Source organism: Winogradskyella sp. MIT101101, assembly GCF_047126865.1.
In the GTDB taxonomy this organism is placed as follows: Bacteria; Bacteroidota; Bacteroidia; order Flavobacteriales; family Flavobacteriaceae; genus Winogradskyella; species Winogradskyella ouciana.
The window spans coordinates 1,746,944-1,766,742 of sequence record NZ_CP138982.1 but is presented as its reverse complement, the minus strand read 5'-3'; the positions used below and the strand labels follow the sequence as shown (position 1 = coordinate 1,766,742).

16 protein-coding genes are annotated in these 19,799 nt (G+C 34.5%); 7 read left to right on the top strand and 9 right to left on the bottom strand.

The window, feature by feature from the left end; all coding sequences use genetic code 11:
- Positions 1-612: 612 nt before the first annotated feature.
- Positions 613-1,902: a ribonucleotide-diphosphate reductase subunit beta gene (locus SIB89_RS08030; protein WP_273290521.1), complete on the top strand. Its 1,290-nt coding sequence runs from the start codon at positions 613-615 to the stop codon at positions 1,900-1,902.
- A gap of 6 nt (positions 1,903-1,908) precedes the next feature.
- Entirely contained in the window at positions 1,909-3,708 is a 1,800-nt protein-coding gene (locus tag SIB89_RS08025; RefSeq protein ID WP_412561829.1) for a ribonucleoside-diphosphate reductase subunit alpha, read from the top strand.
- Positions 3,709-3,872: 164 nt separating this feature from the next.
- Here the strand turns inward: SIB89_RS08025 and SIB89_RS08020 are convergent, their stop codons facing one another.
- Entirely contained in the window at positions 3,873-4,340 is a 468-nt protein-coding gene (locus SIB89_RS08020; protein WP_412561828.1) for a hypothetical protein, read from the bottom strand.
- Positions 4,341-4,352: 12 nt separating this feature from the next.
- On the bottom strand, positions 4,353-5,075 hold the full coding sequence (locus SIB89_RS08015; RefSeq protein ID WP_412561827.1) for a DUF6503 family protein: 723 nt from the start codon (positions 5,073-5,075) through the stop codon (positions 4,353-4,355).
- Between the two features lie 16 nt (positions 5,076-5,091).
- Here SIB89_RS08015 and SIB89_RS08010 point away from each other — a divergent pair, with 16 nt between their 5' ends.
- Positions 5,092-5,661 (top strand): hypothetical protein, encoded by a 570-nt coding sequence (locus SIB89_RS08010; protein ID WP_412561826.1) that lies wholly within the window; start codon positions 5,092-5,094, stop codon positions 5,659-5,661.
- 17 nt (positions 5,662-5,678) lie between these two features.
- On the top strand, positions 5,679-6,437 hold the full coding sequence (locus tag SIB89_RS08005) for a type II CAAX prenyl endopeptidase Rce1 family protein (RefSeq protein WP_412561825.1): 759 nt from the start codon (positions 5,679-5,681) through the stop codon (positions 6,435-6,437).
- Between the two features lie 81 nt (positions 6,438-6,518).
- On the opposite strand, the gene SIB89_RS08000 is transcribed toward SIB89_RS08005, so the two are convergent.
- From SIB89_RS08000 to SIB89_RS07985, 4 genes are all read right to left on the bottom strand, one after another.
- Entirely contained in the window at positions 6,519-7,370 is an 852-nt protein-coding gene (locus SIB89_RS08000) for a flagellar motor protein MotB (protein WP_412561824.1), read from the bottom strand.
- A gap of 156 nt (positions 7,371-7,526) precedes the next feature.
- Entirely contained in the window at positions 7,527-9,800 is a 2,274-nt protein-coding gene (locus SIB89_RS07995) for an inorganic phosphate transporter (RefSeq protein ID WP_412561823.1), read from the bottom strand.
- Between the two features lie 123 nt (positions 9,801-9,923).
- Complete coding sequence (locus tag SIB89_RS07990) at positions 9,924-10,604, bottom strand: DUF2490 domain-containing protein (protein WP_412561822.1); 681 nt, start codon at positions 10,602-10,604, stop codon at positions 9,924-9,926.
- Entirely contained in the window at positions 10,591-11,178 is a 588-nt protein-coding gene (locus SIB89_RS07985) for a hypothetical protein (protein ID WP_412561821.1), read from the bottom strand. The genes SIB89_RS07990 and SIB89_RS07985 overlap by 14 nt, the downstream gene beginning before the upstream one ends.
- Positions 11,179-11,426: 248 nt before the next feature.
- On the opposite strand from SIB89_RS07985, the gene SIB89_RS07980 reads away from it, so the two are divergent.
- Positions 11,427-11,786, top strand: coding sequence for a toxin-antitoxin system YwqK family antitoxin (locus SIB89_RS07980; RefSeq protein WP_412561820.1), 360 nt, complete (start codon positions 11,427-11,429; stop codon positions 11,784-11,786).
- A gap of 76 nt (positions 11,787-11,862) precedes the next feature.
- Here the strand turns inward: SIB89_RS07980 and SIB89_RS07975 are convergent, their stop codons facing one another.
- Positions 11,863-14,688 (bottom strand): TonB-dependent receptor domain-containing protein, encoded by a 2,826-nt coding sequence (locus SIB89_RS07975; protein ID WP_412561819.1) that lies wholly within the window; start codon positions 14,686-14,688, stop codon positions 11,863-11,865.
- 65 nt (positions 14,689-14,753) lie between these two features.
- Positions 14,754-16,028, bottom strand: a complete 1,275-nt coding sequence (locus SIB89_RS07970) for a hypothetical protein (protein ID WP_412561818.1) — start codon at positions 16,026-16,028, stop codon at positions 14,754-14,756.
- Between the two features lie 408 nt (positions 16,029-16,436).
- Here SIB89_RS07970 and SIB89_RS07965 point away from each other — a divergent pair, with 408 nt between their 5' ends.
- Positions 16,437-17,777 (top strand): deoxyguanosinetriphosphate triphosphohydrolase, encoded by a 1,341-nt coding sequence (locus SIB89_RS07965; RefSeq protein WP_412561817.1) that lies wholly within the window; start codon positions 16,437-16,439, stop codon positions 17,775-17,777.
- Between the two features lie 85 nt (positions 17,778-17,862).
- Entirely contained in the window at positions 17,863-18,033 is a 171-nt protein-coding gene (locus SIB89_RS07960) for a hypothetical protein (protein ID WP_412561816.1), read from the top strand.
- Here SIB89_RS07960 and SIB89_RS07955 read toward each other — a convergent pair.
- Positions 18,007-19,782, bottom strand: a complete 1,776-nt coding sequence (locus SIB89_RS07955; protein WP_412561815.1) for a 1-deoxy-D-xylulose-5-phosphate synthase — start codon at positions 19,780-19,782, stop codon at positions 18,007-18,009. The two genes, SIB89_RS07960 and SIB89_RS07955, sit on opposite strands and share 27 nt — an antisense overlap.
- Positions 19,783-19,799: the final 17 nt, after the last annotated feature.

Below are 19,799 nucleotides of genomic sequence, written 5' to 3'. Positions count from 1 at the left end.
CTCTTAATAAAAAGGTTAAACGCTATTAATCATATAAAGTCAGGATTTGTTTTTAATTCTGCCTTTTTATTTCAGTGTTAATTTGTTACAAGCAATTTAGGGATTGCTTTTTCATTACTTAGTTAGTTATTAGGGAGAAAAAGAGCGTTTATTAAAACGCTCTTTTTCGTTATCTACATACCATATACAAATTATAAAACTATCAATAAACACGCCTACTAGCCATTGTTTTTATATGATTAATCCTACATCTAAATGAATGACTACGTATTTATAAACAATTGAAAATCAAATATTTATATAATAATTTCACAAAACATTAGGTTTTATAGGCGATACCGCAGTTTGTTAAAAACTTGTTGACAATGTTTATGATTATGCCTTTTAATTTTAACGACAATTGTCAATATTTGTTCAGGGCAAAGTAAAAAATAGATTTTAATAGCGGTTTTTAAGTCAACTTTAAAAATCTCTGTTTTTGAAAGTTTCGAGCCCTTTTTTATTCCTCGAATAGGAAAATTTTTAACTCAATTTACGGCATTTGCTAATTGAATTCGGAGTATTCACACTTTTACTCCCTAGGACTGTTAGCTTCAAAAATTAACAAAAACCATGGAAACCAAACAACTAGAAATCACAGAAATTATTAAAAGGGATTACGAAACAACTCCATTTGTTTTAAATAAAATTTCTAATGCTGTCGAAAAAGCAATGATGTCTGTTGGCAATGGTACCAAGGAAGATGCAAAAGGAATAGCGGCAAAAGTTTTTGAGGCTTTATTGGAGCGAAGAGCAGATGACCAAAATTATGTCCCAACTGTTGAGGAGGTACAAGATCTCGTAGAGGTTAAATTAATGGACAGTCAGTTTTTGGATGTTGCAAAGGCGTATATCCTTTACAGAGACGAGCAAGCCAGAAACAGAAAGACCAATATTTTTGAAAAGCGTATCAATTTAAAGCCTTATGAGTATCCGGCACTTAATGAATACGTGGATGCAATTAGACACTCATACTGGATACACTCAGAGTTTAATTTTACGAGCGATATACAAGATTTTAAAACAAGGCTTACTGTTGTAGAGCAGAATGCTATAAAAAATACCATGCTTGCCATTTCGCAAATCGAAGTTGCGGTAAAAACATTTTGGGGAGATATTTACCAAAAGATGCCAAAACCAGAGATTGGGTCTGTAGGAGCAACGTTTGCAGAAAGTGAAGTGCGTCATCATGATGCGTATTCTCATTTACTAGAAATTCTTGGACTTAATAATGAATTTAAGCGACTAAAGAAAAATCCTGTAATAATGCGACGTGTGCATTATCTGGAAACGGCTTTAAAAAATGCAAAAAGTGAAGATAACAAAGAGTATGCGGAATCTATTTTACTGTTCTCTCTATTTATAGAGCACGTATCGTTGTTTTCACAATTTCTAATCATAATGGCTTTTAACAAGCACAAGAATATGCTTAAGGGTATCTCTAATGTTGTGGAAGCAACATCTAAAGAAGAACAAATTCATGGAGATTTTGGTATTGATGTCATTAGAATTATAAAAGACGAAAACCCAACTTGGTTTGGCGAAGAGCACAACACCATTGTAAAAGTAATGTGTGAAGAAGCTTTTGAATCTGAAAGTAGAATCATCGATTGGATTTTTGAAGCAGGTGAATTGGATTTCCTTCCAAAGAATGTGATCAATGAATTTATTAAGCAAAGATTTAATAATTCCCTCGAAAGTATTGGCATTGATAAAGTATTTGATATCGATGAAAGCTTACTAGAGCAAACCGAATGGTTTGACGATGAAATCATTGGTACTAAACACGGTGATTTCTTTGTGAAACGCTCAATCAACTATAGCAAAAGAACTAAAAGTATAACCAGCGACGACTTATTTTAATTAACCATGAACGACAACACTAAACTAAAAATTGACAACAACGTAGAGAATCCTCAATTTACTAAAACCTTACCTCACGAAGAACTACTAAAAGCCAGAAAAGAAGCCATTAAGGAGGCTAAATCTGAGCCGGAAATAAAATGGTTAACAGACCATAGTCGCAAATTTTTGTCATCGGGTTACCTTACGGAAGGTACAACACCAGAAGCAAGAATAAGAGAAATAGCAGATAACGCAGAGCGCATCTTAAAGATTGATGGTTTTGCAGATAAGTTCTATGGCTATATGGCAGAAGGGTTTTACTCTCTCGCATCACCTGTGTGGTCTAACTTCGGTAAAAAGCGTGGTTTACCAATAAGTTGTTTTGGTTCGCATATTTCTGATGATATGGGAGATATTCTTTATACGCAGTCAGAAGTAGGCATGATGTCTAAACTAGGAGGTGGTACTTCGGGTTATTTCGGTAAACTTCGCCATAGAGGTGCACCAGTAAAAAACAACGGTGAATCATCAGGAGCTGTACACATTATGCAACTGTTTGAAAAAATGGTTGACGTTGTGAGCCAAGGCTCAGTAAGACGTGGTCGTTTTTCCCCATATCTACCAATTGAACATAATGATATACACGAATTTTTAGAAATCGGTACAGAAGGTAATCCAATACAAGAGTTAACACATGGAGTTACTGTTGGTAATGAGTGGATGCAAGAAATGATTGATGGTGATACTGAAAAAAGAGCCATTTGGGCAAAAGTATTACAACGAAGAGGAGAAATAGGGTATCCTTATATCTTCTTTAGGGATAATGCTAATAACACTGCACCTGAATGTTATCAAGAAAATAAGCACGAAATCTACGCAAGTAACTTGTGCTCTGAGATTATGTTACCAACCAATGACAGATGGTCTTTTGTTTGCGTATTGTCTTCAATAAATTTATTGCATTACGATAAGTGGAAGAACACAGATGCGGTTGAAACGATGATCTATTTCTTGGATGCCGTGTTAGAAGAATTTGTAACCAAGCTCGAAGTGTACAGAGATTCTCCAGATCGTGACGACCAGCAGACTTTCATGTTTATGGAGAAAGCTTACAACTTTGCTAAAGAAAACAGAGCATTGGGAATGGGAGCTTTAGGTTGGCACTCGTTACTTCAGTCTAAGATGTTACCATTTGATAGCGCTGAAGCATTTAACCTTAACAGTGAAATCTTTAAGACCATTAAAGAGAAGTCGGTTAAAGCTTCTGAAGAATTGGCAGAGTTATTTGGTGAACCAGAAGTATTAAAAGGCTACGGAAGACGTAATGCAACATTAAATGCTGTAGCACCAACAACATCGTCTGCATTTATCTTAGGACAAGTATCACAAGGTATAGAGCCAATTTGGTCTAATAGCTATGTTAAGGATATTGCTAAAATTAAAACAACGATTAAGAATCCGTTCTTAAAAGCACTTTTAAAAGAAAAAGGAATGGATACACCAGAAATTTGGAAAAGTATCCGTGATTATGACGGTTCCGTACAACATTTAGAAGGCTTATCGGATCTTGAAAAAGATGTATTTAAGACCTATTCTGAAATTGACCAAATGACCATCATTTATCAAGCGGCAAACAGACAGAACCATATCGACCAAGGGCAGTCGTTGAATATTATGGTGCATCCAGATATGCCAGTGAAGGACATTAATAAAATCTATGTTACGGCTTGGCAACTAGGAGTAAAATCATTGTACTACCAACACAGTATGAACGCTGCACAGAAATTTAAACAAAAGAAGGAATGTGCTAGTTGTGAAGGGTAGGAATTATTATTAACATCAATTAACCAACTCGAAAGAGTTGGTTTTTTTAAATACAAATAAAATGAGTAAAGTTAAACCCAAACACAGACCTGTAACAGGAGGTACACAAACAAATTCACAACCGACTAATACTAGACCAATAAATCCTGTGGTTAGGCCTAAGCCTAAAAAGTAGTTAGTATAAAAATAGAAATTAGTACCATTGAAATTATTAATAATAACATATTAATAATGTTCAGTGAAATAATGATTTTATTGTCAGACTTATTTAGTTTGTATTCATTATCTTCGGTAAGCTCATATTTTATAATTTCGTCTTCTTTTCTAGCCCATTTTCTTTCAAGATTATGAGCTTTAGCAGCAACATGCTGATTTACATAATTTACTATGATTGTTATTGCAAATGCCACAATAGAAATTTTAAGCAAAGCGGTATTTATAACAATTTTCTGTTCATAAATAAATTTTAAAATACTTAATCCGAGTATTATTCCTCCTGTTGATAAAGCAATTGTAACTACGTCTATTCTTTGCCTAGAGTAAGTTTCAGATTTATAAGATTCTGTATAGTGGAGAATGATGGCTTCTCTATACAGATCTATTTTTTTTCTAAGTTCTTTCTTTTTTGTCATTCCTATAATGTTTTAGTTTTCAATCAAAGTATCAGAGCCTAAATACTTATCATCCTTATTATAATACCAAGCCCTTACTTTTGGCATTTTAATGCCATTAACAATAGCTTCTTCCGACAGTAAAATATATTCACCAGTGTCAGGTTGTTCTTTGCCATTCTCATCCGTTTTAAAAAACTGATAGACTTCCATGGCATAAGTTTTTGGGTTAAAATAAAAGTACCAAACATCACTACCTACAGCTTCATCATAAGTCACTTTTATAACCAGATAGTCTTTACCTTTAAAGGTTTTCTTTTCAACGTTTTGGCTGAGGTTGGTGCCAGGATCATTGAGCTTCATGGGTAAACCATAGAGATAAGTGTAATAGTTTTTATAGAGGTTGGCTCTATCACAAGACATATTTTTGCCTTTAGCCTCTATGCTGTCCAAAACCGTACCGTTATAAACCATTGAGCATGTGTCTTTATTGATGGTATATTGAGTGGTTACAGTATCTCTTGTTGCTGTGACGTTAAAATATTCAGCAGGTAAATCAATCTTTATTTTACTGGTACGCTTAGATGCATTTGGTGTCGTCATCACCACTGTAAACTCCTCATTAAAAGTTTCCCAATTGTTATTTGGGTCGTGATAGGCAATGGTGTTTTCCAATACCTGTTCTGCAGATAGGTCTTGAGCACTTAAGCCAATTGAAGCACAGAAAAGAAGCGCAACGAAGATTTTTCTTATCATATCGATAATTTGTTTGATGTTTACTAAAGTACTGGCTTTTTTTCTATATTGGATGCTTCAACCAAAAAAACACGCTCCAAATATGGAAGATATGACCATACTAGAAGTTAGCGAATCGAGCTGCTCTATTTGCAAAACTCCAATGCAGACCGAAAATATTTATTGCCCAGAATGTGGCTTCCCAGAAAATGGTACGGATACCGATGTGGCAAAATTCCATGCGAGAAATGCCATGAAGAAAAACCAGCACATGGATGCGGGTAAAAAAATAAGATCGGCAAGAAATGTGCTTTACGTTATGGCAGGAATTATTATTCTATTTGGCGTTGTCAGTTTTTTTAATGATCAGGATATAGCACTGTTAATTAGCAATGTTATCGTTGGTATTATTTATTTGGCCTTAGGCTCTTGGACATCGAAGAAACCTCTTGTAGCAATATTATTAGGGCTTTTACTTTACTTAACAACAATTATTATCTCAGCAATTTTTGAGCCTTCAACACTTTTTAGAGGTCTTATTTTTAAGATATTAATTATTGCTTATCTAGGCGCGGGAGTATATTCTGCCTCATCAATAAAAAAATAAAGGAATAGGGTTTTAGTATGGATAAGAGTTGCTCTAGCTGTAAAACAGTATTTCTAGAAGATGTAAAGTTCTGTACCAATTGTGGTCAATCACTTCTCAAACCAAAAGTTGGGACAAGAACCACCTCCCTTAATATTATTTTAGCATTCTATGTCATTTTTTTGCTCTTTGCTGTAGCTGCGTATTTTCTGTATGAGCAATATCCATTTAGTCTAAAAGTCGAAATAATAATAGAGAGCATCTTTGCGCTATTGGTTTTAGGATTTTCGGCATTAGACTACAGAGCTATTTTAAAGCTATACAAACTGCCCAAAATTGATTGGAAAATAGTCACATTCTCTGTTGTCTTTCCAATTTTTTCGGCATTCACAGTGTACTTAACCGTAGAATACGCCAACACCCATTTGTTTGAATCGTTTGAAGATAATTACTATGGCGGTTACACCTATTTAGATCATCCTTTGTTTTGGGCTATACTATTTACAGCTATACTACCACCAATTTTTGAAGAATTGGCATTTAGAGGTTTTTTGTTTAATCAATTACAAAAATTAGTAAGCGAAAAAGTAACCATCATAGCAACTGCATTCATTTTTGCTTTGGTCCATTTTTCGTTTATATCCCTAATCTGGATTTTACCTTTTGGTTTAATCTTGGGATATATAAGAAGTAAGTACAATACATTGTGGTATGGGATTGTCATCCACTTTATCCACAATTTCATCATAATAATGATAGATTATTATACCTACAACTCTACATTACTAGAGCTGTAAACAAATCGTATAAAAACGAAAAGCACCCAATGCCGAACTGTACGGGAGGGTGCTTTATTATAAGTTAATAAAACCTATATCTTAATTTGCTTCCATTAAAGCAAAAAACTTGTCAATATTTGGCATTAAGATAATGCGAGTTCTTCTGTTTTTAGAACGATTTTCTCTCGAGTCATTCTCAACTAAAGGTTGGTAGCTACTGCGACCTGATGCAATCATCTTTTCTGGTGCTACGCCATATTTGTTTTGTAATTTTCTAACTACAGATGTTGCTCTCAATACACTTAAATCCCAGTTGTCTGCGATTTTTTCAGTATTAATGGTTCTAGAGTCTGTATGTCCTTCTACCATAACATCAATACTTTCTTCAGAATTGATAACATCTGCTAATTTCTGAAGGATATTATTGGCTTTATTGCTAATTCTGTAGCTACCTGTGTTGAACAACATCTTATCAGAAATTGAAATCATAACCACAGTTTCATTAATGTTTACTGCAATGTCTTCATCTTCATTTAAGTCAGATGTACCCATAGTCTTTGAAAGATTGTACTGAACCGCTAAGTTCATGGAATCTTTCAGAGTTTTAGCTTCAGCTAATTTTGCAGGATCAACATTTTCTAATGTCGCCATCATTTTACGCTTACTCTCATTAGACATTACTGTTCCGTCTGCGTTAACATCTAATTTAATATCGTTTTCTATTTTAAGACCTTCAACATCTTCATTTAAGGTGTTGATTTTTTCATTGTATCTATCAACACGCGCTTGAATTTTAGCAAACTTGTCTTCTAGGTCTTCTTTTTCTACTCTTGTTTTGGCCAGTTCACTTTTAATCTCACCATTCTCTTGCTCTAATGCCATATATTTCTTTTTTGAAACACAAGAACTCAAAAGAATCGTTGTTAATAAAAGAATTGAAATTTTTTTCATGTTTATGTTTTAAATTAGTTTGTTACAAAATGATATACGTTAAAAATAATACGATGGATGTTTTGTTTGTGATTTATTTAAAGTTTTGTTTAACTCAAATAAAAAAACCTTAGATGTTCTCTAAGGTTTTCTGTATTAATTTTCTTAGTTTCTACTTTATTCTTCCTGCTCCGAGCTCGGTTGTGCTGGCGCTATAGAACTATCATGAGAATGAAAGTATTCTTCAAGTAGATTCATCATAGCCGTTAAAAGATCTTTTGTTTCTAAGAGTAAACTAAAATACAAGGTTGTGTTCTTTGGACTAGATTCTTCATTTCTAGTACGTTCAACTTGTTTCTGAATTTTCTCTCTAACCAACTCAAAGATTTTAGCCTTATCTGCTAAAACGGAACCAATCATTTCAAACGAGCGCGATTCAAATGCGGTCTGTGTGGTTGAAAACAAGGTTTCAAGACTTTCGTCCAGGTCTTTTAATTCTTTAACCTGACTAAACTTTAATTTTTTGTGATTATTGTTAATGTGTTTGTGGCTCGCTTTTGAAATATATTCTAAAGACTGCGTCATGTCTTGCAAGTAACCTAAAATATTGATATAGAAATTACTTGCAGAGACACTAGGCTCTTCTAGGTTGCGAATAAAGTAGAAAATATTGTCCTTGAGGTCATCAATTTCAGTAGACAGCTTATCAATTTGTTTACGGTTCTTTTTAAGAAGCTTTAAGTCTTGAACGGCTAAACCGTTAATGGCAGATGTGTAAATTTTATTTCCACGTTTTATAACATTGGCAATATTTGCAGCACTTTCATGAATAACCCCTTGAGTAGAACTGCTCTCAGCTTTTTCGAGCTGGTCTTCTTCTCGCATTATTTTAGAACTTTTGCGATGCGATAGATAGTTTCTTGCCAACAAGATTATAGCAAGTGTTAGAAGTCCTGCTAGAGCATAGCCTTGACCATGATATAGTATAAATGCCATTACAGAAGCAGCAACAAATGCACTAAACGCCGTAAAGAACCAACCGCCTATAACATTAAGCACACCAGCAACTCTGTACACGGCACTTTCACTTCCCCAAGCTCTATCTGCTAATGAGGTACCCATAGCTACCATAAATGTTACGTAAGTTGTAGATAATGGTAATTTCATTGACGTAGCAATAGAAATCAAAACACTTGCTACCATTAAGTTAACAGCCGCTCTCACTAAATCAAATGCAGGTTTATCTTGAGCTTTGGTAATAACTGTAGGCTTTACAAATTGGATGTTTGACCAATTTTTAAAGGATTCTGGTAAAATATGATTAATACTATCATTAAGACCAATCGTTAATCTCACAATGTTTCTAGATAAGTAATTGGGTTCAAAACGTTCTTTAACTTCATCTTGTCTAGATAGGTCAACTGAAGTTTTAACAACGGACTTGGCTTTACTAGAAAACCATAAAGTTAGTACCATAATTAGACCAGCAACAAGTAATAAATATGGTTCGGTTTGCACAGGTTCTCCAAGCGCAACCATGGCATACTTGGATGCTTCGATACCACTTGTAGACCAAACTTCGAAAGAATTGTATGCAGCAATTGGTACTCCAATAAAATTAACCAAATCATTACCAGCAAAAGCCACAGCTAATGCAAAAGTACCTACAATAATGATTAATGTGTAAATTTTGGCATTGAAGACCTTTATTGCTAAATAAGATAATAGAGTAAAGGTAATAAAGCTAACTGCAATAAAAGTTAATGGGTTGGTGCTCAAAAATTCTTTAACGGAAGAAGGCATAAAAGCAGCATTCTTAAGGCCTTTTACAATGATAAAATACATTATTGAGGTAATAGCAAAACCACTGAAAATAGCACTATACCATATTGGCTTTTCTTCAAACTTAAATGATAGCAAAAGACGTGATACGTATTGCACTATAGCACCAACTGTGAAGGCTACCACAACCGATAAGAGTATGCCAAGTATAATCTCAATCGCCTTTTCATTATTAATATAGTTGGCCAAATCTATTATTGATTGGCTATCGTCGGCATAAATCTTAATCAGTGCCACTGCCACGGAAGCTCCTAGTAATTCAAATACTATAGAAACCGTTGTGGATGTTGGTAAACCTAACGTATTGAAAAAATCTAACAACAAGATATCAGTAAGCATTACGGCCATAAAAATGACCATAATTTCATCGAACATAAATTCACCAGGATTAAATATGCCTTTTCTGGCAACCTCCATCATGCCACTAGAGGTCATTGCACCAACAGCAACACCTATACTTGCAACAATCATTATGGTTTTAAAAGAAACGGCTTTAGAGCCTATAGCAGAATTTAAGAAATTAACGGCATCGTTACTTACTCCAACTACTAGATCTGCTACAGCTAAAAAAGCCAATGCAGCTAGCATATAGACATAAAGATTTTCCATGTATTAGGTTAGCTAAAATTGAACGCAAATTACTTTAAATATTTTTAAAGTTACGTTATCTAAACGTTATTTTTGAGGAGGTGCCTGCAATCAAGGATAAAATATGATTAGCTATTATTTATCCTATATTTTTAGAATAAGGGATGTAAGTATAAAAAGCTTTTCTTTCGTTTGAATATTGAAGGCTTCAAACCTATATTCAAGTCCAAACTGAAATTTTAATTTTTCAGAAAAAAGCCAGCCAATTTGTGCAGTAGTTCTGTGGTCCAATTCAGGTTTCATTTTTTGACTTTTACTTAGCAAGGCTTCCATTGCACTTACTAAATAACTTTCGCCTACATCTAACTTTTCACCATTTAAAGGAAAATCTAAAGCAAAGCGATAACGTGACCTTAAAATCGTTAGATCATCTAAAATGCGCTGTTCAAATCGTATACGATGCCCAAAACGTAGTGCTAGATTCTTTTTTGTATGGTTAAACTGTTGGGTTAATCGCAATTCATTATTTCCACCATCAATAGATTCTCTTGTACGGTATTGAACACCAATACTTATACTGTGATTGTAATCTAAGTTTAGAGTAGAAAAATGCACAACATCTAACTGGCGGTTTTCAAAATTAAAGGTATTGTCTTGATAAAGATAGTAACGCGACCGGAAAGAAAAGTTTATTTTGTAATCACTATTAACTTTATGGTTTATGGCAAGCCCAGTTTCACCCAGAGTTTCAAAATTTTCTTGTGAAAAAAGTTGTAATCCAATAAAGCAAGCCACAATGGTAATAGATGCCTTAATATAAAACATGCTCGTAAGATGTTGGGTTTAAAACTCTTGATTTTGAAAAATAACCGTTGGAGTTAAATATAAATTCCCTTATTTCGCTTTTCTTCTTGGTCTTAACTTCAGCAATAATTTCATAATTAATAATGCACTTTGGCTTTTGTGACAATACATCATTTAAAAATTGAACAGCATCCATTTCTGTGGTATATACGTGCTGCTTTTGAATTTTGATGAGCTTATATTTGGTGAACGAATTTTTAAAATAAGCCTTTATACTATCTTTTGCTGAACTTTTAATATTCTTAAGATTTGTAATTACTTCAATATCTTCTATGCTTCCATTTACTGAAAACTCTAGACTGTAGCGCTGTCTTTTGTACTTAAACTTTGCTTCAAAACTATGTTTTTCACCATCAGTTTCTTTATAAAAACGCAATCGTTTACAATTTTTGGGTAGTGCTTTAATAATGGTTTGAGCTAGTTCTGGAAACTCAGAAACCTTAACGCGCTCTTCTTTTTCATTCTTTGTTTGGCAGACTATAGTTTGCGTTAAAGAAAAAGATATAAGTATTAATTGAAAAAGCTTAAACTTCATATAAAATAATTCTTGTAAGACAATATGTTTAGCAAAGTTACGATACGCTTTTAAATTTTCTTCACTTGAAAAAACATAAATTATTAATAGAGAATAGAAATATTTATCCTGAATTAGCCAGGTATTTAAAACACTGAAAATCAGTAAATTATAGGTTTTATGTTAATTTAATGTTATGTAATTGTTGTTTAAATGTAAAAATAATGTTAGATTTGTTATGTAATTATTAATTAAAAACCCAAATAGATATGAAAAAGATAGTAGTACTTCTAATAATGTTAAGCGTAAGTTTTAGTTATGCACAAGATAATAAAGAACCTAAATTAGAAAAGAAAGGTGATTTAACTCATATAACTTATTTCCATGATAATGGTGAAATAAGTCAGATAGGTATGTTTAATGCAGAAGGTAAAGTGCATGGTGAATGGAAAATGTACGATACTAACGGTAAGAAAATTGCTTTAGGATCATATGACAATGGAAAAAAAGTTGGTAAATGGTTTTTCTGGGAAGGAGAATCCTTAAAAGAAGTTGACTATATAGACTCAAGAATAGTTAGCGTTAATAAATGGGACAACAAAACCAAAGTTGCCATTAACAATAAATAACATTTCGAAGAACAACAAATAAAAAGGCCTTCTGTTTAACAGAAAGCCTTTTTTGTTTAAAGCCAATTGACTTTTCCTAGAATTTAAACGTGTAACCCAATGATATTTCTATACCAGGCTCTCTTAAAGAGTAGAGCTGGTTCTCTGTATTAAAAGATTCAAATTCACTTAGCCTTTCATCACTTAATAGATTAGAGACTTTTAGATCTACTACAGAGTTCTTGTTTTCTCCAAACCCTTTACTTACTGTAGCATTTAAACTATTAAAAGGTTGTGTGTAAACATCTGGTACCAATCCAATACCAACAACTTCTAGAGTAGGGCCTTGTACATTATAGAATAAACCTGCCTGAAATGCTGAATCTGCATTTCTATACTCTAAACCAACATTAATAAGGTAAGGTGCTTGGCCTTGCATATCTCTTTCTCTGTCTATAGTTTCACCTTCTCGTTTTGCACTGTTTCTAGAGTTGAATTCGTCATCAGACATGGTAAGTTCAGACTTAATATAAGAGGCGTTTACATTTACCTTTAAATCATTTAAGCCTTCAGATATAAACCCTAAACGTTGTCTAAATTCAATTTCTGCACCATAAACTATGGCATCACCAAGGTTACCAGGTCTAATTTGTGTTGGTGCCTCTTGAAAGAAAGCTTGTTCTATTGGGTCAGTAAAGTCCTTGTAAAATGCACTTACAGCAAACATTTGGCTATTTTCACCAAAACGCTCGTACCTTATATCAAAGTTGTTGACGTACGTAGGCACTAAGTTGAGGTTACCAATAAATAATCTACCAGTAATAGGGTCAAAAATCTGGGCGACCGAAGCTTCTTTAAAAGAAGGCCTTGCCGTAGTCCTAGAGTAAGACGTTCTTAAATTGGTATTGTCGTTTACGGCATAGATAATGTTTGCAGATGGAAAGAAATCCAACTCATCTAGAATAGGTTCTCTGTTAAATATCTGCGAGTTATCTTGGCCTGTATAGAAAGAATTAAAAAATTCGGTTCTTACACCCAAAACAGATTTAAGGCTTTCACTTAAATTGAATTCTGCCGAAAAATAAGTTGCGGCAATGCTGTGCTCTCCCTCGTAGGCATCATTAGGATTAAATTGGTCTCCAAATACTAAATGAGCACCTTCATCCGAGTCTGGAGTCCATAAATTGTCTGAAAGCAACAAATCATCAGGGTCACCACCAGCAATAAAACTATCGTCTCCAGTAATAGTAAACGTATAGTCGTCAGTGCTAAAATCTCTAAACTTATAGGTGTAAGCACCACCAAACTTTAATTTACCTGGTTTACCAAAGATCTCTACCTTCTTATCAAAATCAGCCTTAAAGGCCCAATTTTCTTCAATTAAGTTTCTCCATAATTGAATAGGATAAGTAGTGGCACTAGGACTGATAAAAAAATCTCCATTATCTGCCTGTTGCAAAGGTGTAATTCTGTGCGCTTTATCCATTACCTTAGAAAAGGTAGGTGAAATTACCCAATTGAACTTAAGTGCTTTTTCTCCAGTTTCAAGTGTATGGTTACCACTAACCTGCAAATTGGTTATAGAACGTTCTGTATAGGTTAAGGAATTTTTTACCAATGGCTCAAAACCTCCACCAACTCCATCTTGGGATATACCTTGGTCAAAAAAACCAGCGGTTGACTCACCATTCTGAATGTGTAAAAAATTAACACTGTATTTAGATAGGTCTGTTTTATAGGTAACACCAAGTAAACCATTTAAAATAATATTGTTAATACCTTCAGAACCATTTGAAATTAATACAGGGTTAAGAGTATTAACGGAGTTGTCATCAAAATTCTTTACGTAACCTCCATCATTACGCTCTTTATAGAACGTAGTTTCATTTTTATAAGAAAATGAAGCTTGATAACCCAATCTGTTGTCACCAACATCGTATTGATTACCTAATGTAAAACCAAAATCAAAATTCATACCACTGGTTTCTTGCTTAGCACTTAGCTCTTTTTGAAACCTATTGGTTAATGAAGTGAGTAAAAGCTTGTTTTCAAATGTTCCCGGAATTGGTTGATATCTATGAATAGGTAAATCGCGCGTACCATCATCAAATCCTAAAAAATCAGTATCACTACCTGTGTAGGTTAAATACTGATCATTAAAGTGCATATCAGGATTATAACCACTACCTAAAGATATGGTGTACTCTGCCTTGCTCGGAAAATCTTTGGTTACAACATTGACGATTCCACCAGTAAAGTCGGCAGGATATTCTGCAGATGCTGATTTTAATACTAAAACATTTTCTAAGATGTTGGTAGGAAACAAATCCATCTGAATTGTATTTCTATCAGGATCTAAACCAGGAATATCAACACCGTTTAAAATGGATTTGGTATAGCGATCACCCAAACCACGAACATACACATACTTACCACCTTGAATGGAAACACCTGGGACACTTTTTACAGCACTAGCCACATTACTTGCGCCAGAGCTTTTTATTGCTTGGGCAGATAAACCATCCAATACCACAACTGATTTCTTTTGTATGTTTAAGACGGCGTTCTCAGTATTTCGTTTTGTAGATGTTGTAATGACAACCGTATCTAAAGAGTTAGTCTCTAATACAACGTCTAATGTTACTACCTCATCTTCTTTTACTACTACGTCTGTTATTTCCTTTGTGACATAACCAACAAATGAAAATACTATAGTATAAGTTCCGGCTTCTATTTCGAGCTCATATTTGCCATCAAAATCTGCACTAGCTCCTTTGCTTGTACCTTTTACTACAATATTTGCAAATGCCAAGGGTTCGTTAAACTCACCATCTATGACAGTACCAGCAATCTTTCCTTGCGAAAAGCCTAAGGAAGTAATTAGAAAGAAAACAAAAGGTAGAACTTTTTGTATATTTTTCATATAATATTTTATATAATCCATCGCCTACCTAGTAAGCGATGGATTTATGTATTAAAAGTGAATTTTTAGAATCCTAAACCTCCAGCTGTGTTTGCGTAAGTCCAGCTAAGCTCAGAAGTGTTTGCTCCAACTGTTTGGCTACCTTGGGTAACAGCAGTTGCAAAATCGCCAAAACCAGTTACGGTTACGGTTTCAGCATTGTTCTTAAATATATCTCCAACATTGGTTACACCAGTTGGTAGAACTATTTCCCAAGTACCAAACGTTAAGTCTCCGTTGTTATAGTTAGTCGCAACTCCGTCGTTGTCTAACTCTACATCAGAAGAATCCTTAAAGTCATAAGCAAAAATGTTTGCAGTGTGCCCTTGAGCGTTACTTCTGTAGTCTGCGTATTCACCGTTAGACGTTACAGAATTACCAATAATAGTTGCGTTTTGTAATGTAAATGCACCATTTAAAGTACCTTCAGGACCATCAATCTCAAAAGCGTGGTCTGAAACATCACCTAACACAACAACTGCGTTATCAATAAGACCAGAGTAAGCTTGGTCAATATCCAAAGCGTCATCACCTTGTGCCCAAACTAAAAGGTTGGAAGCATTAACGCTACCTCCGAAGAACTCAATTCCGTCATCAACATTTGCAACAACTTCTATATTATCGATTACAGTACCAGAACCTACACCACCAAGAGTAAGACCATTGATTTCGTTTCCTTCACCAATTAATGCACCACCATGACGGATAGATATGTATCTTAAAAATCCTGAGTCATCATCTGCAACAGTACCACCATATTGACCAAATGTATCATCTGCAGGGATACCTTCGATTTGAGCCGTTTCTATATCACCAGAGAAAGAACATGGTGCATAACCTAAAACGATTAAACCTCCCCAAAGACCTCTGTCATTTTCACCTAGGTTAGTTCCTGCTGTTTGACCACAAGAAATATTGTCACTAGTTGAAGTAAAAATAATAGGTTGCTGAGCAGTACCTTGTGCATTGATGCTACCACCACGCGCAATGATTAATGCAGATGCTAAAGAACCAGTACCAGAAGACCCTTTTATTATAGTACCTGGATTGATAGTTAAAGTAACACCATCTGGCACTACAACTTTTTGGTTAAGTTGGTAAATGTTGTCTGGTGTCCAAGTAGTATCTTCGTTAATAAAACCTGTTACAGCTATAACTGGGCAATCTTCGCCTCCATTTCCGCCTCCGTCGTTGTTGATTATTGTAGTTTCTTCGATAATAATTGGAGTATCATCGTCTTTAAAACAACCAGTAAATACTAGTGTTGAAACCGTTAACGCGATTAAAAGTAATTTTTTCATTGAGTTAAATTTTAATAAACAATTTTAGTTTTTTATTGTGATGCAAAGAAAGAGGGATAAGATGGTTTGCAGGTTAATCAAAAATTAAAGATTTGTAATCAAATGGTTAGTTTAGTGTTAGCTCTGTATTAAGGGAAATGATGTTAAAGAAACAATTTGGTAACATTAGAATTTTAAGAGATTGCCTATTTTGTTTTTCTAATCAAACTCGCTGTGCATTTTGGTGTAAATAGACATAAAATGAACTGAATTTTTTGATTTTTGCCTCGATCCTAAAGGATGAACCAAATATTTCATCAATATTCCCTTAAGGGTCAGGGCATAGATTGATGAAAATGCCCGAAATGCATAACGGGTTAATCAATTCTCTGGCAATTTATCTATCTTGCATATTTTAATTTTGAGCTTATGAACTGGGAGCAATTACTATCCTTAAAACGTTTTGGTGACACAAATAAAAGACTGAGAAAAGAACAAGATGAGACACGCTTGGGCTTTGAGGTGGATTATGACCGTATTATATTTTCATCTGAATTTAGAGGTCTACAGGATAAAACACAGGTTGTTCCATTATCTAAGACAGATTTTGTACATACAAGATTAACCCATAGCTTAGAAGTAAGTGTTGTAGGAAGATCCCTTGGACGTAGAGTGGGTAAACTTCTATTGGAAAAGCATCCACATCTTCAAAATATCCATGGTTACAGAATGAACGATTTTGGTGCTATAGTCGCTGCTGCTGCTTTAGCGCATGATATTGGTAATCCTCCGTTTGGTCATTCAGGTGAAAAAGCCATTGGATCTTATTTTAAAAATGGTGATGGATCTCAATTTAAAGATAGCTTAACGGATAAAGAATATCAAGATCTTTGTGATTTTGAAGGTAATGCCAACGGTTTTAAAATCTTAACCGAAAGTAGGGCAGGACGAGCAGGTGGATTGCGATTAAGCTATGCAACATTGGGAGCGTTTATAAAATACCCAAAAGAATCATTGCCAAAGAAACCAAGCCATCATATAGTAGATAAAAAATATGGTTTTTTTCAGAGTGATAAGGATATGTTTAAAGACGTAGCTTCTGAGTTGGGTCTTATAAAAAGAAGTGACAATCACCTCAATTACAATAGACATCCATTAGCTTATTTGGTTGAAGCGGCTGATGACATTTGTTACACAATTATAGATTTTGAAGATGGTATTAATCTTGGATTGATTGAAGAGGATTATGCGCTGGAATATTTAATTAAACTAGTAAAAGGTAAAATTATAACCGAGAATTATAATGCGTTGCAGACCACTGAAGACCGTGTAAGTTATTTAAGAGCATTGGCCATAAATACGTTGATTGATGAAGCAGTGTCAATTTTTATGAAAAATGAAGAAGCCATTTTAAATGGTGAATTTGAAACAGCACTTTTAGACGTTAGTCAATATAAAGCTCAGATTAAGGATATAATTGACCTGAGTGTAAAAAATGTATATCGCTCTAAAGAGGTCATCAACAAGGAAATTGCTGGTTATGAAATTCTGAATCAATTATTGAACGCTTATGGTAAGTTGGCTTTCAATTATTATGAAGGCAGATTATCTAATTATGACAAACTACTGTTAAACCTTATTCCAGAAACTGTTAAACTTGGGGAGGAATCCCTTTATGATAATCTTTTAAATATCTGTTTGTACGTCTCAAAACTGTCTGACACAAATGCCATGTTATTGCATCAAAAATTGAAGGGCAATATTTTATAGCGTGCATTTCATCGAATAAATTTGTTTTTTAACGATATATTGTGTTTATTTACTTTATAATCAGCCCTCACCAAATTACCTACTTATGAGAAATAATATACTTGGAGGCTTGGTCATTTTCATGGTTGTATTGACTTGCCTATTGATGTTAGATGATATTTCTAATAATCAAGAAGAACCTGTTTTAGAAGAGACTGCTCATGTAGAGCAGAGTGCAGAGCAAACAGATTTAGCTGTTATTGAGGAAGAAGAGTAACTCCGTAACCTTCTTCTTTACAGACTCAATATCCAATTCTTGAATTTCAAATAATTGGGTTACAGAGCCATGCTCAACAAATTTATCTTCTACGCCTAATACAGTTATTGGTAGTTTATAACTATTAGCGTTTGCAAATGTCAAAACTGAACTGCCAAATCCACCGACTATAGTACCATCTTCAATAGTTACTATCGATTCATAATGTTCAAAAATTTCATGTAATAAGTCTTCATCCAGAGGTTTAACAAATTGCATATCGTAATGTGACACATCTAAATCAATTGTAGCATCTTCTACAACTTTTGCCATTGTTCCTATTGAGAGTATTGCAAGTTTCTTCCCTTTTTTTAGGCAAACCCCTTTCCCTATTTCTATGGTTTCAAAAGGTTTTCTCCACTCCAAAAGGTGGCCTCTTCCTCTGGGATATCTTATGGCTAATGGAAAATCGATACCCAACTGAGCCGTGTACATAATATTTCTTAAAGCAATAGCGTCTCTGGGTGCAAAAATCACCAGATTTGGGATGCAGCTTAAATAAGCCAAATCAAAAACTCCGTGATGTGTCGCTCCATCTTCTCCAACCAAACCAGCTCTATCCAAACAAAAAATAACAGGAAGTTTCTGCAAGGCCACGTCATGAATCACCTGGTCGTATGCACGTTGCAAAAACGTTGAATAGATATTACAAAACGGAATGATACCTTGAGTGGCCATACCTGCAGCTAAGGTCACGGCGTGCTGCTCTGCAATACCAACGTCAAAAGCGCGCTCAGGGATTTTATCCATCATATATTTTAATGAACTCCCAGTTGGCATGGCTGGTGTAATACCTATGATGTTTTTGTTTTTTAAAGCAAGTTCAACTATCGTTTCACCAAACACATCTTGATACTTTGGTGGCTGTTCATTGGTGTTGGATTTAGGATGAATCTCACCAGTTTTGGCATTGAATTTACCAGGTGCATGGTATTTTACCTGATCTAATTCAGCTTGTTTTAAACCTTTGCCTTTCGTAGTAATAACATGCAAAAATTTTGGTCCTTTTACGGATTTTAAACGCTCTAATTCAGAAAGTAGAAGAGGTAAATCGTGTCCATCAATTGGGCCAGAGTAATCAAAGTTTAAAGCTTCAAAAATATTGTCTTGTTTTTCGGTGCCTTTTTTAACGTTGGTTAAATATTGTTTTAAAGCTCCAACACTTGGATCAATACCAATGGCATTATCATTTAAAATGACCAATAGGTTAGCATCGGTGACGCCAGCATGGTTAAGGCCTTCAAAAGCCATTCCGCTTGCTATTGATGCATCTCCTATAACAGCGATATGATGTTTGTCATCGCCTTTAATTTGCGAAGCAATTGCCATACCTAGAGCTGCAGAAATCGATGTTGATGAATGACCAACACCAAAAGCATCATACGCACTCTCGCTGCGTTTAGGAAATCCACTAATACCGTTGAGTTGTCGGTTGGTATCAAAAATTTCTTTTCTACCAGTGAGTATTTTGTGCACATAGGCTTGATGACCTACATCCCAAATTAACACATCTTCTGGTGTTTTAAAGACATAATGCAAAGCAATGGTCAATTCAACAACTCCCAAACTCGCACCCAAATGACCTTCTTTAGTAGCTACAATATTGATGATAAAGTCACGTAATTCTTGAGCAAGTTGAGGCAGAGCATCTCGTTTAAGTTGACGTAAATCTTTAGGTAAGTTGATATGTTCTATAAGTGATTTTTGCACCAAACAAAAATACGAGA

What these genes read in the sequence shown, in the direction of transcription:
- SIB89_RS07965 (WP_412561817.1), top strand. Translation starts at nt 16,437, where the DNA reads ATGAACTGGGAGCAATTACTATCCTTAAAACGTTTTGGTGACACAAAT.
- SIB89_RS08010 (WP_412561826.1), top strand. Translation starts at nt 5,092, where the DNA reads ATGTTTACTAAAGTACTGGCTTTTTTTCTATATTGGATGCTTCAACCA.
- SIB89_RS08000 (WP_412561824.1), bottom strand. Translation starts at nt 7,370, where the DNA reads ATGAAAAAAATTTCAATTCTTTTATTAACAACGATTCTTTTGAGTTCT.
- SIB89_RS07960 (WP_412561816.1), top strand. Translation starts at nt 17,863, where the DNA reads ATGAGAAATAATATACTTGGAGGCTTGGTCATTTTCATGGTTGTATTG.
- SIB89_RS07970 (WP_412561818.1), bottom strand. Translation starts at nt 16,028, where the DNA reads ATGAAAAAATTACTTTTAATCGCGTTAACGGTTTCAACACTAGTATTT.
- SIB89_RS08025 (WP_412561829.1), top strand. Translation starts at nt 1,909, where the DNA reads ATGAACGACAACACTAAACTAAAAATTGACAACAACGTAGAGAATCCT.
- SIB89_RS07980 (WP_412561820.1), top strand. Translation starts at nt 11,427, where the DNA reads ATGAAAAAGATAGTAGTACTTCTAATAATGTTAAGCGTAAGTTTTAGT.
- SIB89_RS08030 (WP_273290521.1), top strand. Translation starts at nt 613, where the DNA reads ATGGAAACCAAACAACTAGAAATCACAGAAATTATTAAAAGGGATTAC.
- SIB89_RS08020 (WP_412561828.1), bottom strand. Translation starts at nt 4,340, where the DNA reads ATGACAAAAAAGAAAGAACTTAGAAAAAAAATAGATCTGTATAGAGAA.
- SIB89_RS07990 (WP_412561822.1), bottom strand. Translation starts at nt 10,604, where the DNA reads ATGTTTTATATTAAGGCATCTATTACCATTGTGGCTTGCTTTATTGGA.
- SIB89_RS07995 (WP_412561823.1), bottom strand. Translation starts at nt 9,800, where the DNA reads ATGGAAAATCTTTATGTCTATATGCTAGCTGCATTGGCTTTTTTAGCT.
- SIB89_RS07985 (WP_412561821.1), bottom strand. Translation starts at nt 11,178, where the DNA reads ATGAAGTTTAAGCTTTTTCAATTAATACTTATATCTTTTTCTTTAACG.
- SIB89_RS07975 (WP_412561819.1), bottom strand. Translation starts at nt 14,688, where the DNA reads ATGAAAAATATACAAAAAGTTCTACCTTTTGTTTTCTTTCTAATTACT.
- SIB89_RS08015 (WP_412561827.1), bottom strand. Translation starts at nt 5,075, where the DNA reads ATGATAAGAAAAATCTTCGTTGCGCTTCTTTTCTGTGCTTCAATTGGC.
- SIB89_RS08005 (WP_412561825.1), top strand. Translation starts at nt 5,679, where the DNA reads ATGGATAAGAGTTGCTCTAGCTGTAAAACAGTATTTCTAGAAGATGTA.